The 13318-nt window shown below is 33.9% G+C and carries 12 protein-coding genes and 1 pseudogene; 7 read left to right on the top strand and 6 right to left on the bottom strand.

Annotated elements, in window-relative coordinates:
- Position 1: 1 nt before the first annotated feature.
- From V6M85_RS03760 to V6M85_RS14185, 3 genes and pseudogenes are all read left to right on the top strand, one after another.
- Positions 2 to 496: pseudogene (locus V6M85_RS03760) on the top strand (CoA transferase); the annotation flags it as partial.
- 143 nt (positions 497 to 639) lie between these two features.
- The gene (locus V6M85_RS03755; protein WP_338603164.1) at positions 640 to 1800 is read left to right on the top strand and encodes an RNA-guided endonuclease TnpB family protein; all 1161 of its coding nucleotides are present in this window, start codon (positions 640 to 642) and stop codon (positions 1798 to 1800) included.
- On the top strand, positions 1793 to 2236 hold the full coding sequence (locus V6M85_RS14185) for a CoA transferase (RefSeq protein ID WP_422398134.1): 444 nt from the start codon (positions 1793 to 1795) through the stop codon (positions 2234 to 2236). Before V6M85_RS03755 ends, V6M85_RS14185 begins: the two co-directional genes overlap by 8 nt.
- A gap of 552 nt (positions 2237 to 2788) precedes the next feature.
- On the opposite strand, the gene V6M85_RS03745 is transcribed toward V6M85_RS14185, so the two are convergent.
- Together V6M85_RS03745 and V6M85_RS03740 are read right to left on the bottom strand one after the other, a co-directional pair.
- A complete protein-coding gene (locus tag V6M85_RS03745) occupies positions 2789 to 3748 on the bottom strand; it encodes a VOC family protein (protein ID WP_338603158.1) in 960 nt (319 codons plus the stop codon).
- Positions 3749 to 3862: 114 nt separating this feature from the next.
- A complete protein-coding gene (locus V6M85_RS03740) occupies positions 3863 to 4810 on the bottom strand; it encodes a fumarylacetoacetate hydrolase family protein (protein WP_338603155.1) in 948 nt (315 codons plus the stop codon).
- A gap of 140 nt (positions 4811 to 4950) precedes the next feature.
- On the opposite strand from V6M85_RS03740, the gene V6M85_RS03735 reads away from it, so the two are divergent.
- Positions 4951 to 5544, top strand: a complete 594-nt coding sequence (locus V6M85_RS03735; RefSeq protein WP_338603153.1) for a 2-keto-4-pentenoate hydratase — start codon at positions 4951 to 4953, stop codon at positions 5542 to 5544.
- A 9-nt stretch (positions 5545 to 5553) separates the two neighbouring features.
- Positions 5554 to 6588 carry a zinc-binding dehydrogenase gene (locus tag V6M85_RS03730; protein ID WP_338603151.1) on the top strand — a complete coding sequence of 345 codons (1035 nt, stop codon included), beginning with the start codon at positions 5554 to 5556 and terminating at the stop codon, positions 6586 to 6588.
- A 303-nt stretch (positions 6589 to 6891) separates the two neighbouring features.
- On the opposite strand, the gene V6M85_RS03725 is transcribed toward V6M85_RS03730, so the two are convergent.
- Genes V6M85_RS03725 through V6M85_RS03715 form a run of 3 tightly spaced genes read right to left on the bottom strand, consistent with a single transcriptional unit; the run spans position 6892 to position 8782 of the window.
- Positions 6892 to 7806, bottom strand: a complete 915-nt coding sequence (locus V6M85_RS03725; protein WP_338603148.1) for a fumarylacetoacetate hydrolase family protein — start codon at positions 7804 to 7806, stop codon at positions 6892 to 6894.
- Positions 7807 to 7818: 12 nt separating this feature from the next.
- Complete coding sequence (locus V6M85_RS03720) at positions 7819 to 8583, bottom strand: amidohydrolase family protein (protein WP_338603146.1); 765 nt, start codon at positions 8581 to 8583, stop codon at positions 7819 to 7821.
- Positions 8584 to 8596: 13 nt separating this feature from the next.
- Entirely contained in the window at positions 8597 to 8782 is a 186-nt protein-coding gene (locus V6M85_RS03715) for a hypothetical protein (RefSeq protein WP_338603144.1), read from the bottom strand.
- Positions 8783 to 9086: 304 nt separating this feature from the next.
- On the opposite strand from V6M85_RS03715, the gene V6M85_RS03710 reads away from it, so the two are divergent.
- Both V6M85_RS03710 and V6M85_RS03705 read left to right on the top strand, forming a co-directional pair.
- On the top strand, positions 9087 to 10202 hold the full coding sequence (locus V6M85_RS03710) for a cupin domain-containing protein (RefSeq protein WP_338603141.1): 1116 nt from the start codon (positions 9087 to 9089) through the stop codon (positions 10200 to 10202).
- A 564-nt stretch (positions 10203 to 10766) separates the two neighbouring features.
- Positions 10767 to 11858: a hypothetical protein gene (locus V6M85_RS03705; protein ID WP_338603138.1), complete on the top strand. Its 1092-nt coding sequence runs from the start codon at positions 10767 to 10769 to the stop codon at positions 11856 to 11858.
- A gap of 26 nt (positions 11859 to 11884) precedes the next feature.
- Here V6M85_RS03705 and V6M85_RS03700 read toward each other — a convergent pair whose 3' ends face one another.
- Positions 11885 to 13192: an MFS transporter gene (locus V6M85_RS03700; RefSeq protein WP_338603135.1), complete on the bottom strand. Its 1308-nt coding sequence runs from the start codon at positions 13190 to 13192 to the stop codon at positions 11885 to 11887.
- Positions 13193 to 13318 lie beyond the last annotated feature (126 nt).

Genomic DNA, 13318 nt, shown 5'->3' with positions numbered 1-13318 from the left:
AATGCTGGAAAACACTACAGTCTTAGAGTTGGGTAATAATATTTCAGCACCATTAGTAGGACAAATATTAGCTGAATATGGTGCAAACGTTATTAAGATTGAACCTCCGGATGGGGATGATAGGAGGAAAGTTAAGCCAATAATAAATGATATAAGTGTGTATTTTGCAAGCGTCAATAAGGGAAAGAAGAGTGTTGTAATAAATTTAAAAAGTGAAAAGGGAAGGGAGATTTTCTATAAACTTTCATCAAAGGCTCAAGTTATAGTTACGAATTATAGGCCTTCAGCATTAAAGAGATTACAGGTAGATTATGAGAATATATTGAAATATAATCCAAGAATTATTTATTGCTCTATAACTGGATTTGGTAACTTTTCACCGATGGCGAACCTTCCAGCTTATGATGCAACAATTTTAGCTTTAAGCGGTTTAATGGATATGACAGGCGAGGAAAATCCAGTAAAGTTTGCAACATCAATTGCTGACAAAAGAACGGACAAGCCTCGCCTCTCTGCGGTAGTCCCCAAATTCAATTTATGAAAAATATTACAAAAATGTGGGCAGAAAGCTTCGCCTTTTTAAAGCGGAGATGAATGCCCGCGAAAAGTTAAAATAAAAGCAAAAACAGAAAAACACCCATGCTACAAGCTCCAGAGCGAGCTACCCGTGAGGGTAGTTCCATCGAGGAGAAGATCGTGACAATCAAAATGAAGATCTCCTCCTCGGCTCTGGAGCCCATAGCCGAGAAATATATGCAAGCTAAAAGGTTCGTTCTTCAATGGTTATATGAACACAAAACCACTTCTCTAAAAGAAGTACATAATGCATTGTATGAACTCCTCAGGGAGAAATTTGGTTTGAAATCAAAACTTGCTCAAGATTGCTATCGTGATGCGATAGCTACATACAAAAGTTGGTCAGAGAATCCCAAAAAAAAAGGGAGATTTCCAATCTTAAGAAACGTTTCCTTATGGTTAACTCCAAAATTAAGCTATACTATTGATTTCAACACGATGACAGCTAAGATACTGGGAGAGGAAGTAAAGATTATTGGTTATCCTCACAATCTTGATCAATATAAAGATTATCAAGTGAAAGAAGCAAGACTAGTTAAGAGAGGAGATGATTGGTATCTTAACGTGACAATGAAAAAGAAAGTACAAGTAGAGAAGCAAGTTAAGGGGCTTATGGCTGTTGACATAAACATGGACTTCATCACGTTAGGTAATGATAAACAAGTTATAGAAATTCCAACACGTCTTGATGATGCTGTTCATTTTAAGAAATTAGGAGAGCAATTGCAGAAGAGATATCAAAGAAGGTGGAGGGAGAATAAGAGGATTTTCAATAGGATTAGGAGTTTTCATATAAAGGCAAGAAATGTTATACAGGATTTTGCCAAGAAAGTTGGAAAATGGGTTGTTGAGGAAGCAAAGAGACTGGGTGCTAACTATATCGTGTTGGAAGATTTGAACAAGATGATTTCTCACGTGAAAGGGTTGAAGAAAGACTACAGAGATAGGTTATATTTGATGCAGTACAGACGCGTTCAAGAGTGGGTTGAGTGGGAAGCAAAGAAGCATGGGTTAAACGTAATATACGTTAAGCCAGCGTATAGTTCAACTACTTGTCCTAAATGTGGATATGAGCTGAAAGGAAGTGGATATAGGACGTTTAAGTGTGAGAAGTGTGGTTTTGAAGATCATCGTGATTATGTAGCTGTGTGTAATTTGTATGGGTGGGGTTCTCTGAGCCTCTCGACTGCCCCCTATATGAGAGATGTAATTCCGAATCGATAGGGGGAACCCTCGCCATTTTGATGGCGGGGAGGAAGTCAGTGATGAGCAGTATGCTAGATTATGTAAAGCGTTAAATAAGGAAGATCTTTTAAAATTTAGAACTTTAGAGGATAGGATCAAAAATAGGGAATTTATAAACGCTGAATTACAAAAAGTATTCCTAGATAGAGAAAGAGACTATTGGGTAAACCTATTAGGTAATGCCGATGTTCCAGTAGCACTTGTACTTAATCTTAAGGAAGGATTCGAGAGATATGGAAAGAATTTAGAAGTCAAATACGGTGATTTAATATACATAAAGTTTCCAATAAACGTAAATGGATCAAGATCAAGTGCGCCAAAATTAGGTGAAAATACTGTTGAGATACTTATGTCATTGGGGTACACTAAAGATGAAATTATCAAGTTAAAAGAGGATGGAGTGATTTCTTTTTAACTAGTTATGTTAAAGAAGTTAAAACATATTTTACATCTAACTAATTCACTATAATTTTTAGAAGATTTATATATTTGATGTTATTTAATTTTAACTTAACAGATCAAACTGAATAAAAACCTTTTATCAATGTTTGAATTTTTATGTCATTCATATAAATTGGTTTATGGGGTATTGTCGGTAAGTTATATACTTTGTAATTTTAGGTGTTTTGTTTTGTACAGTCAAGGAATTCGAAATGTAATACTAAGAAAAGCTCTAAGAATAGACTTTAACCGTAATATTTTAAGGAAAACATTCGCATTAGTAGTAACAACTCATCAAGCTCTAGATTATGTGTAATAAGAAAATGAGAAAACATTCGTATTAAATTTTTCTAAAAGTGAATCCTAGATTTCATAACTGTAATTGAAACTCTTACTTTTCCGTTTTTATTATAAGGATAATGCAAAAAACCACGTAAATTTTAAAAGTTCTGTAGCGTATATATTAAATAGTAAGAATAAATTTTAGCAAAAGAAAAATAATTAAATAGCATGTTTTATGAATTATTTAATGCTTATACTCTTGTTTTAGATCTCCCGTAAATATATCTTCAACTGGCATAACATCATATAGGACAGAAAATGGGAAAGGTCCCCAAAAATCTCCTTCAGCACTTAATAGACTAATTGGGTATTCCAATGGTGGTAATTTGTCTGGGTCTAAAATAAAGTAATCTTGTGATGAAAGTTCTATTCTATTTCCATCGAGATCTCTGAAATACGCTGTAATTGTAGATGCTGCCCTATGTTTGAATACACCAGTTTCTATGCATTTCTTAAGACCCTTAGATCCTAAAATGTCAGCAGCTCTTATTATATCATCAACATTTTGAACAGCGTAATTAATATGACTTAAAGCTGGTATACTCTTATCATATCTCCCAATAGCAATCTCATGTGAATGCCCAAATTTAGTTAGAAAGACTATAACTCTTTTACCTTCATCATCTATGTACCCTTCAGTCTCATAGAATCCGAATACATCACGGAAGAACTCGTACTCCTTATCTATATCCTTGACCATAGTTACAGCATGGTCGATCTTAGCTGGTCTAGCGCCTCTCTGTATTGAAAACTGTAGTCTTTGTATTCTTGGATCAGCTACGTATTCCATGTCATAGTATAATACTATAGGTACTCCAGCTGGAGATTCAAAGATTATTGCATCACTGACAGCCTCTTCTTTAAACTTCCTAACTTTAAGATTATACTTCTCAATTAATTCTTTAGCCTTATCCAGTTCTTCAGGCTTTCTAACTCTAAAGCCTAGATAGCTTAAACCGGGTGAAGGAGCTTCTTTTAATACGAGGCTATGATGCTGACCTTCTTCAATACCTCTTAGATATGCGTATTCACCTTTAGTTTCCGTCTCAATAAATCCCAATAAATCTCTATAAAAATAAAGGGCTCTTTCAAGGTTAGTTACCCTTATACATGCATGTGAAAATCTTAAGACATCTATTACCATTTACCACTCACTAGTTAAAATAGCTTTTTATGCTTATTTAAGTTTTCCCTCTCATTTACCTTTAATATAAGATTAAGTTGTATTTCACTTTTATTTATTATAAAAGTTATTTCCTTATTTTTCTTCAATGATATAATTTATCAATTTTCCTATATTTGTTATTTCTGCCTCCATTACATCTCCGGGCTTTAGATATTTCCCCGTTGCTAACGCTACTCCAGGCGGTGTTCCAGTGGATATTATGTCACCAGGTTTCAGTGTTATACCATCGGAGATATATTCTATTATCTTATCTATTTTGAAGATCATATCTTCTGCATATCCTTCTTGCCTTATCTCTCCATTCACCCTTAAAGTTAGTTTCAATGTATATGGGTTCGCAATTTCATCTTTAGTAACTATCCATGGTCCCATTGGTGCTGCTGTATCCATTCCTTTACCATGAACCCACCTTTGTCCATAAGGATCAGAGGCCTTAGGCCAACCTGGTGGTAATTGCTTGTCTCTAAAGCTTATATCATTGAGAATAGAGTATCCAAAGACGTAATCCATGGCGGTAGATGAACTTATATACTTTCCCTTCTTGCCTATTACCACAGCTAACTCAACCTCATGATCAACCTTACTTGATGATTTAGGTATTATCACAGGCTGATTATGTCCGATTAACGCATTTGCAAACTTTGTAAATACATATGGTTCTTCAGGGGGCTTTGCTCCAGCTTCTTGCCCATGAGCCCTATAATTAACTGCTAACAGAAAGATCTTCTCTGGATTTGAAATAGGCGGGTAATAAACGATGTTATCGGGACTAAATATAACCCTACTATTATCTGCTTCTTTTATTCCACTTTTCTCCACTTTATTGATTACTGCGTTTACAAGTTTTAACGCTTCTTCACCTCCTTCTATAAGTGACTTTATATCGTGAAACCAATTAGGAGGTTCTGCAACGTAAAGAAGTCTATAAGCGTTTATTAAGTCTATTATTTTCCCGTCTAGATAAACTCCGACCCTTTTAGCTTCATTTAATGTTGGAGAGAATGATACAAGTTTTACCATTGTGGATCTAATTAATGATTTAAGTAAAAATAAGTAATAAACTTTTAGTTAGCAAGATTTTTAGTTATGTAAAGGTTGATCTTTTGCTTTTTAAACTATTTGCGAAAGTCTTTTTAATAAGTTTTTATTATTGAATACTGATGAACAAGGCCGAAGTTTTATTCAATGCGTATAAGAATAGGAGTGAGGTAATACCTTTTCCATTAACTGAAGAAGAAGCTAAGAAGGTAGGAGAAGAATTTTCAAAGATGCTTGTAAGTAATGAAGGTTTAGGTGGGTATAAAATAGCTAAGAGCGGTATAGGGGTTCTAACTAAACCTATGATAACTACGAGTAACGATGTAGAACTAAGGTTTAAGAGTCATAAACTAGAAGTGGAGATAATAGCACTGGTCAATAACGGTAAGATAGAAAAAACATTTCTTGGATTAGAATTACCAGCAACTAGATTTACTACTTGGGAACTTCCCACATACTATTCCATAGCAGACAATGTTCATGCAGCTAGATTGTATGTTGGTCCAGAAATAGATCCACCTTATGGGTCGTTCAAACTTTATATAAATGGTAAATTAATAGGTGAAGGAGAACCTAAATATAGGCCAGAAGAGAAGATAAGAAAGGACATGGAAGGATATATATCCCTAGGCGTATTTATTGGTCCAGTTTATATTTACAAGGGAGATAAGGTAAAGGTTGAAGGGAAGAGAGAGATTAATGTAAGATTTGTCTAGGGATAAGCGATGAAAGCTGCTTTTATAAGGAGATATGGTGGACCAGAAGTTATAGAATATGGTGAGATTGATGACCCTAAGATAAGCGAAAATGAAGTTCTAGTTAGAGTTAAAGCTGCTTCCTTGAACAGTTTGGACGGTGTAGTTAGAGTTGGTGGATATAAGCAATTTGTTAAGAAATTTCCTCATATACTAGGTGTAGATTTTGCAGGTGTGGTTGAAAAAGTAGGCAATAAGGTTAACAATGTGACGGAGGGTCAGAGGGTCATAGGCTTTCCGGTATTATATGATGGTACTTGTGAGTATTGTAAAGGGGGGATGATAAATCTATGTACTTCGTTTGGAGTTATAGGTAGAGATATTAATGGATCTTATGCTGAATTAATTTCCGTTCCTCAAGAAAACGTTATTCCATTTGAATGGGACTATGAGGAGGCTTCTACATTTCAGTTGTCCTTGATAACTGCTTGGCATGCTTTAACTAAGAGAGTTAATTTGAGACGAGGAATGAATGTGTTTGTTTGGGGTGGGAGCGGTGGAGTAGGTGTATTTGCTATTCAAATTGCTAAATTGTTAGGTGCTAATGTTATTTCTGCGACAAGTGAAGAGTGGAAAGCTAAAAAACTTAAGGAGATAGGAGCTGATCTTGTTATAAACTATAAAGAGCAAGATGTTTTGCGCGAAGTTATGCAATATACTAATGGGAAAGGTGTTGATGTAGTCTTTGATTCTTTAGGTCCCGATACTTTAAACTCTTCGATAAAGATGACTAAGAAGGGTGGAGATATTATTGTATTAGGCGTAGGTATAAAAGAAAGTGATACTACTCCTATAAACTTAAGGGCATTATATATAAAGTACATAAGACTTCATGGAACAGTGATTGGCACTAAGGATGATTTAGTTGAAGCTATCAGTAAGGTTAAAGAGGGTAAAATAAAGGCTGTTATAGACTCAGTTTTCAGTCTTAAGGATGCTGTGGAGGCTCATAAAAAGTTAGAAGAGAATAAAAAGGTTGGCAAAATAGTCTTAAAGATAGATTGATTAGTGTATATATAATAAATTGAATTGATACGTTAATTGAAGTATTTTGTAAACTGTTGATTAATGGAATATAATCTTCTCGCATAGAGAATTGAAAACTGGCGTTAATTTTGAGAAGATCTAAAAGCAGAATTTAAGTGATGATGGCATATCTTAAGTTTTGAATATATCTGATAATATAGAACTCATGACACTGTGTAATAGCTTCTCAACTATATAAGGGGTTTTAAGATTAAATTAAAAATTTTTAAAATAAAAAGAGATCCCTAAATTTGCTCGACAATTCGTAGAACTACAAAATATTTATGAGACGACATTATTTTGTAAATCTCCTATTTTCTCTATTCTAACTCTGACTACATCACCCGCTTTTAAGTACTTTCCAGTTCCGAGTCCTACACCAGCTGGTGTGCCAGTAGATATTATATCTCCTGGATATAGTGTTATATCCGTTGACGCGTATTCTATAATCTCCGGAATTTTAAATATCATATTTTTAGTGTTATCATTTTGTCGTATCTCATCATTAACAAACGTAAGTAATGATAAGTTGTGAGGATCTTTAATTTCATCTTTAGTGACTATCCAAGGACCTACAGGGCTACCATTATCTAAACTCTTTCCATGAAGCCAATTAATCCCAAATTCTCTCATCATCTGATGTAATCTTCTATCTCTATAACTAACATCATTAAAAATAGTATATCCTAGTACACAGTCATATGCTTTAGAAGCAGAAACGTTTTTGCACTTCTTACCTATTATCACAGCTAGTTCTCCCTCATAATCAATCTCCTTGGAAGATTTAGGAATAATTATTGGTTGTTTATGTCCTATTAAGCATGTAGATAGTTTAACGAAGAGAAAAGGTTCTTTAGGTAGTTCTTCTAATCTTGCCTCTTTTCCATGAGTAACGTAATTTACACTCATGTTAAGAACTTTAGTAGGTCTGAGAATTGGTGGATAATATATTACGTCATTTAAATCGTAAAGGAATTCACTTACTTCATCCTCACTCAAACTTACGGTAAATTTCTTTAATAATTCTAGAGAATCTTCTCCACCTTTTACCAATTCATCTACATTAAGGAACCAAGATGGTGGTTCCGCTTCACGCACATTCCTATACGCCTCACTAACGTCAAGAATCTTATTGAAAATTACTATACCTAATCTAGGACTGTGAGAATTCCTTGGAGAGAAATTCAATAGTCTCATACACAACTTACCTCATTTAGATAATTTAAATATTCTCTTACTATTCTTATTGAAGATTTTTTCCTTTACGTTATTATCTTTGAATACCTCCTCAATTAGATTCAAAAATAATTCTTGCTTTGAGATGGGGAACGGATGATCAGTCCCAAATAGTATATGATCTTCCCCCACTACCTTATATAATAGTTCAAGAGATTCCTTAGTGTATATTACAGTATCATAGTATACGAACTCCTTTAAATCGTCGCTAGGTTTTATCTTGCTCATATTATATGAGCTATAACCTACGTCAAGTCTACCTATTTGATAAGGAATAAATCCTCCCCCATGTGGCATAATTACAGTTAAATTATAGTCTCTTAATATTCTCTCTAAAGCTAATTTGGCTACCACGTAACTTGTTTCAAAAATGAAACTTGTGACTATTGCCTCTACTCCCTCATTTAATATTACATCTAATGGCATTGTACCAGGGTGAATAAGAATAGGTTTACCTAGTTGTGAGATCTTTTTAAGCAACGGTATATATTCCTTATTTGCAATGGTTTTGTCTCCTATACCAGTTCCTATTATAAATCCGTGAAGTCCTAGATCTTTTATAGCTCGTTCAGCTTCTATAATTGACGCATCGACATCATTTAGTGGCAATGTAGCTAATCCTCCAAAATTCTCTGGGTACTTATTTACAATCTTAGCTATTTCGTCATTAACTTGTCTTGCGATTATGATCTCTTCCTCTTTTGGAAGTACATATGTCCATGGCGCTGATAGTGACAATAAGGAGAAAATTTCACTTTTTAATTTTTTTTAGATCATACAACTTTTTCTCTATATCTACTAATCGTGAATCTGCTGGTGAAATTCGTTTTCCCCAACTTATTATGATATTATCCCCTTCAGATTTTACAAGACCTCTCTTACTTAATGCCTCTATGTAAACTTTAGGGTAGAAATGCGAATGTACATCTATTATCATATATATGATATATAGCTTATCTTCATTATAAATTCTTACTGCATTTGATTTAAGGAATATTTGAAGGACTAAGCTATTAATATTACCTAATTATCTCTTAGCTTAACACTGCTTTTAGCGCTAAAGATTGACAATTGTATTATTATGAATATGAAAAAGAAGTCTTATAGATAGACTGAGCTCAAAGTATTTAGGGAATAGATCTAGTTAGAATATAATACGAAAGCATTTTCTGGAAACAGTAACGATATTGTACAAATATAAGTAGATAAGTTTATATCCACGAATTTATTAAAAAAATATCATGCAGTCTGAATTAGATAAATTAATTGAGATAATGGATAAGAAAGGTATGGCAACGTATTTTACTACGTTTGGAAAGGGTGCAAGTAAGTATGGAAGAAGGCAACTTTTCACTAAAACGCCGGAACCTTTAGCTACAGTTTGGACTTGGAAGTATAAAGAGGCAAAGGAGTTACTTTATGAGATATCTAAGTACTTAACACCGGAACAGGCAGAAAGGAGAACAATTCACTTCATCAATCCATCTCTTAAGGATATTCCAATAGTGGGAAGTGCGGGTATAACTCCAACTCTCTATGGGGGTCTTCAATTAATTAGGCCAGGAGAAAGGGCTCCATATCATAGACATACTGCGGTTAACTTTAGATTTATATTAGAGGCGCCAAAAAAGGGTGCTTATACAACTATTAATGGTTATAAGATAGAACTGCACAGAGGTGATATGACATTTCAAGTTCCATGGGTTTGGCATGAACATGGGAACGAAGGGGATTCTGACCTAATATGGTTTGCTGGGTTAGATGCTCCTTTAATAGCTTTTTTGGGTGGGATGTTTTATGAAGCGCCTGAGTCTAAGGAAGAAGAAGAAAACATAAGAAAGTCCTTGAGAGGAACTGGAGAGGATGCTAATAAGATATTTGGAAAATCAATTAGACCTATCTTACTTAACTATCCCAGTTATGTTAAAGAGTTTAATACAACGTACAATCCGTTAGTATATTATCCTTATGATGACGTGATAAACGCGTTAATAACATTAAGTTCTAGAGAAGAGATGGATCCATATAATGGCTATACTGTAGAGTATGTAAATCCATTGAATGGAGGTCCATTATTCAGTAGTATTTCAACTAATATGATCCTCTTACCTTCCAATAAAGCCCTAAAGCCAATAAGGCGAGTTGAAAATGCAGTATTTATAATTTTTGAAGGTAATGTAACATTTAACATAGAAGGTACAGAGCAGATTAGAGCAGAACCTCATGACGTTATAGTTATACCATCATGGAAGAAATACTCAATTGAAAACAATAGTAACTCTAAAGCGTTAATATTTAAATATTCGGATGCTCCATTATTTAAATACCTTGGAGTCTATAGGGAGTCGTTTGAGTGAAAACCAAATTCACTTTTTTTAGAAGTATTTGTTCAAGTTATATAATATAATTTGGATATCCTATACTGAGAACAGTATAAATTATTGTAATTTAATTTAGATGATGAAGATCCATAAATTAAATTGTCTATGCCAACGACTTATAATACTAAATGTAGTGAAGACCTTCCAAAAAAGTCTTATATATTAGAGTTTCTTAATATTCTCTGACTGTAGCCATTCCATTATTATAATTACATGAGTAATGAATCTCATTTTTATATTAAATTATCAATGAATGTAATCGAATTAACCATATATATACTACCATATTTGTTTTTCAAGACTAGCATAACATTTCCAATTTTCCTCAAAGATGGCAATTATCTGTAAAATATTTGGGTCTTAAGTATAACAAAGTATATACTACATATTTTTTATTCATCAATATGAGTTTCTCTATAATGGGCTTTCATGTAAAGATTATGTAATTGTAAATCTATAATTATCCCGTCATATGAAGAAATCTGATAGAATAGAAAGGTTTATTAAAGTATAAAATATAATTTTATTTTGATGATATAAATGGGATCAGAAAAAGAAGAAAGATTAAAACAAGTATTAGACGAATTAAAAAGGAATTATCTAGGCACTTACATGACAGCTTTCGATCCCAGATATTCTAATTACCCAGTATTTACTAAAGAGCCTAAACCTTTTATGACAACTCATATGTGGAGATATGAAGATTTAAAGAAGTTGGCATTTAGACTTAGAGAAGTAATAGATCCAGAGATGACTGATAGAGTTACTATTCACATGGAGAATCCAGGGATAAAGAAGTTAGCCCCTGAATTTCCAGCACCTGCTACTCCTACTATGTATGCGGGTATACAGATAATTGGGCCTAAAGATAGGCCTCCAGCACACAGACATTTAACACATGCATTTAGGGTTGGTTTAGAATTTCCACCAGAGGGGGGATATACAACTGTTAATGGTATTAGAATAAGGATACAGAAAGGTGATGTTGTACTTACTCCAGCATTTACATGGCACGATCATGGTAATCTAGGTAACGATTACGCGTTCTGGTATGATGGTTTAGATGCTCCATTAACTTTCTGGTTAGGTGTAGAATGGTACTCATTTCTTAAGGATGTTGAAGGTAAGGTTTTGCAAGATATAATAGGAACTGAGGTTGATATTGAAGGTAAGTATTCATATAATTATATACCATTACATGAACCTAGGCAGGAAGTAAATCCAGTGTGGTATTATCCTTATAAGAAAACGAAGGAAACATTAATGAGAATGGCTGAGAAAAGTAATGGAAGTCCTCATTATGGTATATCATTAGAGCTAATTAATCCTCAAAATGGTAATTCAGCATTTCCCACAATGAGTTTAAGATTTCATCTGATTAAACCAGGAGTTGAAACAAAACCAATTCAGGTCACAGAGAGTATTATAATGTTCCCAGTAGAAGGTGAAGCTACTGTAATTTTAGGTGACGAGGAGAGAAAATATAATTTAAAGGAATATGACTTCCTAACTTTACCTCCATGGACTAAGTATAAAATATATAATGAAAGTAAAGAACCATTAATACTCTTCGTTCAGTCTGATGCTCCAACCTACAAGGCATTAGGAAAGTATAAAGAGAAACTATACTAATTCCAAATTTAAAAGGAAACTTGACTTTATGTGAATAGATCTTTTCCTTTAGTTTCTATTAACGTTAGCGATAAGATAGCTGATATAATTGAAAGTATTATCGCGGTAATTGACACGTATGGCGTAGCGCCAATTTCACCGTGTCCTGCTGATATTAGGAAAGGTTCCCAGAAGGTTATGAAAAGTCCTATAATAAATGCTGCAAGTTGATATGAAACTGCTGAACCAGAATATCTCACGTTAGCTGGAAATTGTTCAGTACCTAAGGCTCCATATACGCCAAATGCCATTTGAATAAACACGTTTATTATGGTCATAGCAAGTACTATTAGAGCGGGATTCCTTGTTGATAACAGTAAGAAATAAGGATATGTAAATACAGCTAAACCTATAGCTGCTATAAACGCTACTAATTTTCTCCCTATTTTATCAGCAAGTATACCACCAAGAATGAAAGTAGGTACTATTCCGCCAATTACTGTACCTAAAAATAACGCAAATGTCGAGAACTCCCTAGATACTCCTAGACTACCTAAATATACTAACGAGTAAGGTTCAACGAGAAACGTTAACCCTATTAAGTTTATGTTTTGTATAAAGGCTAATTTAACAACCAATTTAGGATACTTCTTAAGTAAGGTAAGTAAGGGCGTTTTTTCAACACTCTGTTTTTTAAGCAGTTGATCGAAAATCGGGCTCTCGAATGCTATTACTCTTATTAATATACCTACTATTAGTGCTATTCCCCCTGCAATAAATGGGATTCTCCAGCCGAAGGTTACAAAATTTTTCCCAGTAGATGCTGAAACTAAGGAGAATGCTAATGAAGCTATAGATATTCCTATTGGGGCTGTGGTTTGAACTAGGCTAGTCCAAAACGCTCTGTATTTTGATTCACTATGGAATTCTATGACCCAGGTAGTTGCTCCAGTGTTCTCTCCACCTATTCCTATGCCAAAAATTATCCTCCATAGGAATAAAAGAATTATAGCTAAAATACCAATTGAGGCTGTTGATGGCGTAAATGCAATCCCAAAAGTAGCTATTCCCATAATTATCATAGTCATTACCATCATTGACTTTCTCCCTAACTTATCTCCATAGTTACCAAATATTGCAGCACCTACGGGTCTAGTAAGATATGTAGTTCCAAAAGCTGCTATAGATAATCCTGAAGCCACTGATGCTGGTAAATGAGAAAAGAATACGATAGGCCATACTGTAGCTGAGGCAGTAGCTGCAATAAAGAAATCATACCAATCTATTAAAGTACCCAAAACAGCTGCGATAGTAACTACAAATCTATCTTTATTTCGTTTAACTTCTTTTCCCATGTTATACTTTGTTCCAATAGAAATATATAAATCTATTCTTTCTTTACTGAGATATATAATCAAATAAGCTAATGTATTATAATCGAATATGTTAGAGGATTGATCGTAAGTGTCTAGACACTTTTT

Origin of the sequence: Sulfolobus tengchongensis (assembly GCF_036967215.1) — an archaeon.
GTDB lineage: Archaea > Thermoproteota > Thermoprotei_A > Sulfolobales > Sulfolobaceae > Saccharolobus > Saccharolobus tengchongensis_A.
The sequence above is the reverse complement of the archived record's forward strand: the minus strand, read 5'-3'. Positions and strand labels throughout refer to the sequence as shown.

What these genes read in the sequence shown, in the direction of transcription:
- V6M85_RS03755 (WP_338603164.1), top strand. Translation starts at nt 640, where the DNA reads ATGCTACAAGCTCCAGAGCGAGCTACCCGTGAGGGTAGTTCCATCGAG.
- V6M85_RS03745 (WP_338603158.1), bottom strand. Translation starts at nt 3,748, where the DNA reads ATGGTAATAGATGTCTTAAGATTTTCACATGCATGTATAAGGGTAACT.
- V6M85_RS03740 (WP_338603155.1), bottom strand. Translation starts at nt 4,810, where the DNA reads ATGGTAAAACTTGTATCATTCTCTCCAACATTAAATGAAGCTAAAAGG.
- V6M85_RS03735 (WP_338603153.1), top strand. Translation starts at nt 4,951, where the DNA reads ATGAACAAGGCCGAAGTTTTATTCAATGCGTATAAGAATAGGAGTGAG.
- V6M85_RS03730 (WP_338603151.1), top strand. Translation starts at nt 5,554, where the DNA reads ATGAAAGCTGCTTTTATAAGGAGATATGGTGGACCAGAAGTTATAGAA.
- V6M85_RS03725 (WP_338603148.1), bottom strand. Translation starts at nt 7,806, where the DNA reads ATGAGACTATTGAATTTCTCTCCAAGGAATTCTCACAGTCCTAGATTA.
- V6M85_RS03715 (WP_338603144.1), bottom strand. Translation starts at nt 8,782, where the DNA reads ATGATAATAGATGTACATTCGCATTTCTACCCTAAAGTTTACATAGAG.
- V6M85_RS03710 (WP_338603141.1), top strand. Translation starts at nt 9,087, where the DNA reads ATGCAGTCTGAATTAGATAAATTAATTGAGATAATGGATAAGAAAGGT.
- V6M85_RS03705 (WP_338603138.1), top strand. Translation starts at nt 10,767, where the DNA reads ATGGGATCAGAAAAAGAAGAAAGATTAAAACAAGTATTAGACGAATTA.
- V6M85_RS03700 (WP_338603135.1), bottom strand. Translation starts at nt 13,192, where the DNA reads ATGGGAAAAGAAGTTAAACGAAATAAAGATAGATTTGTAGTTACTATC.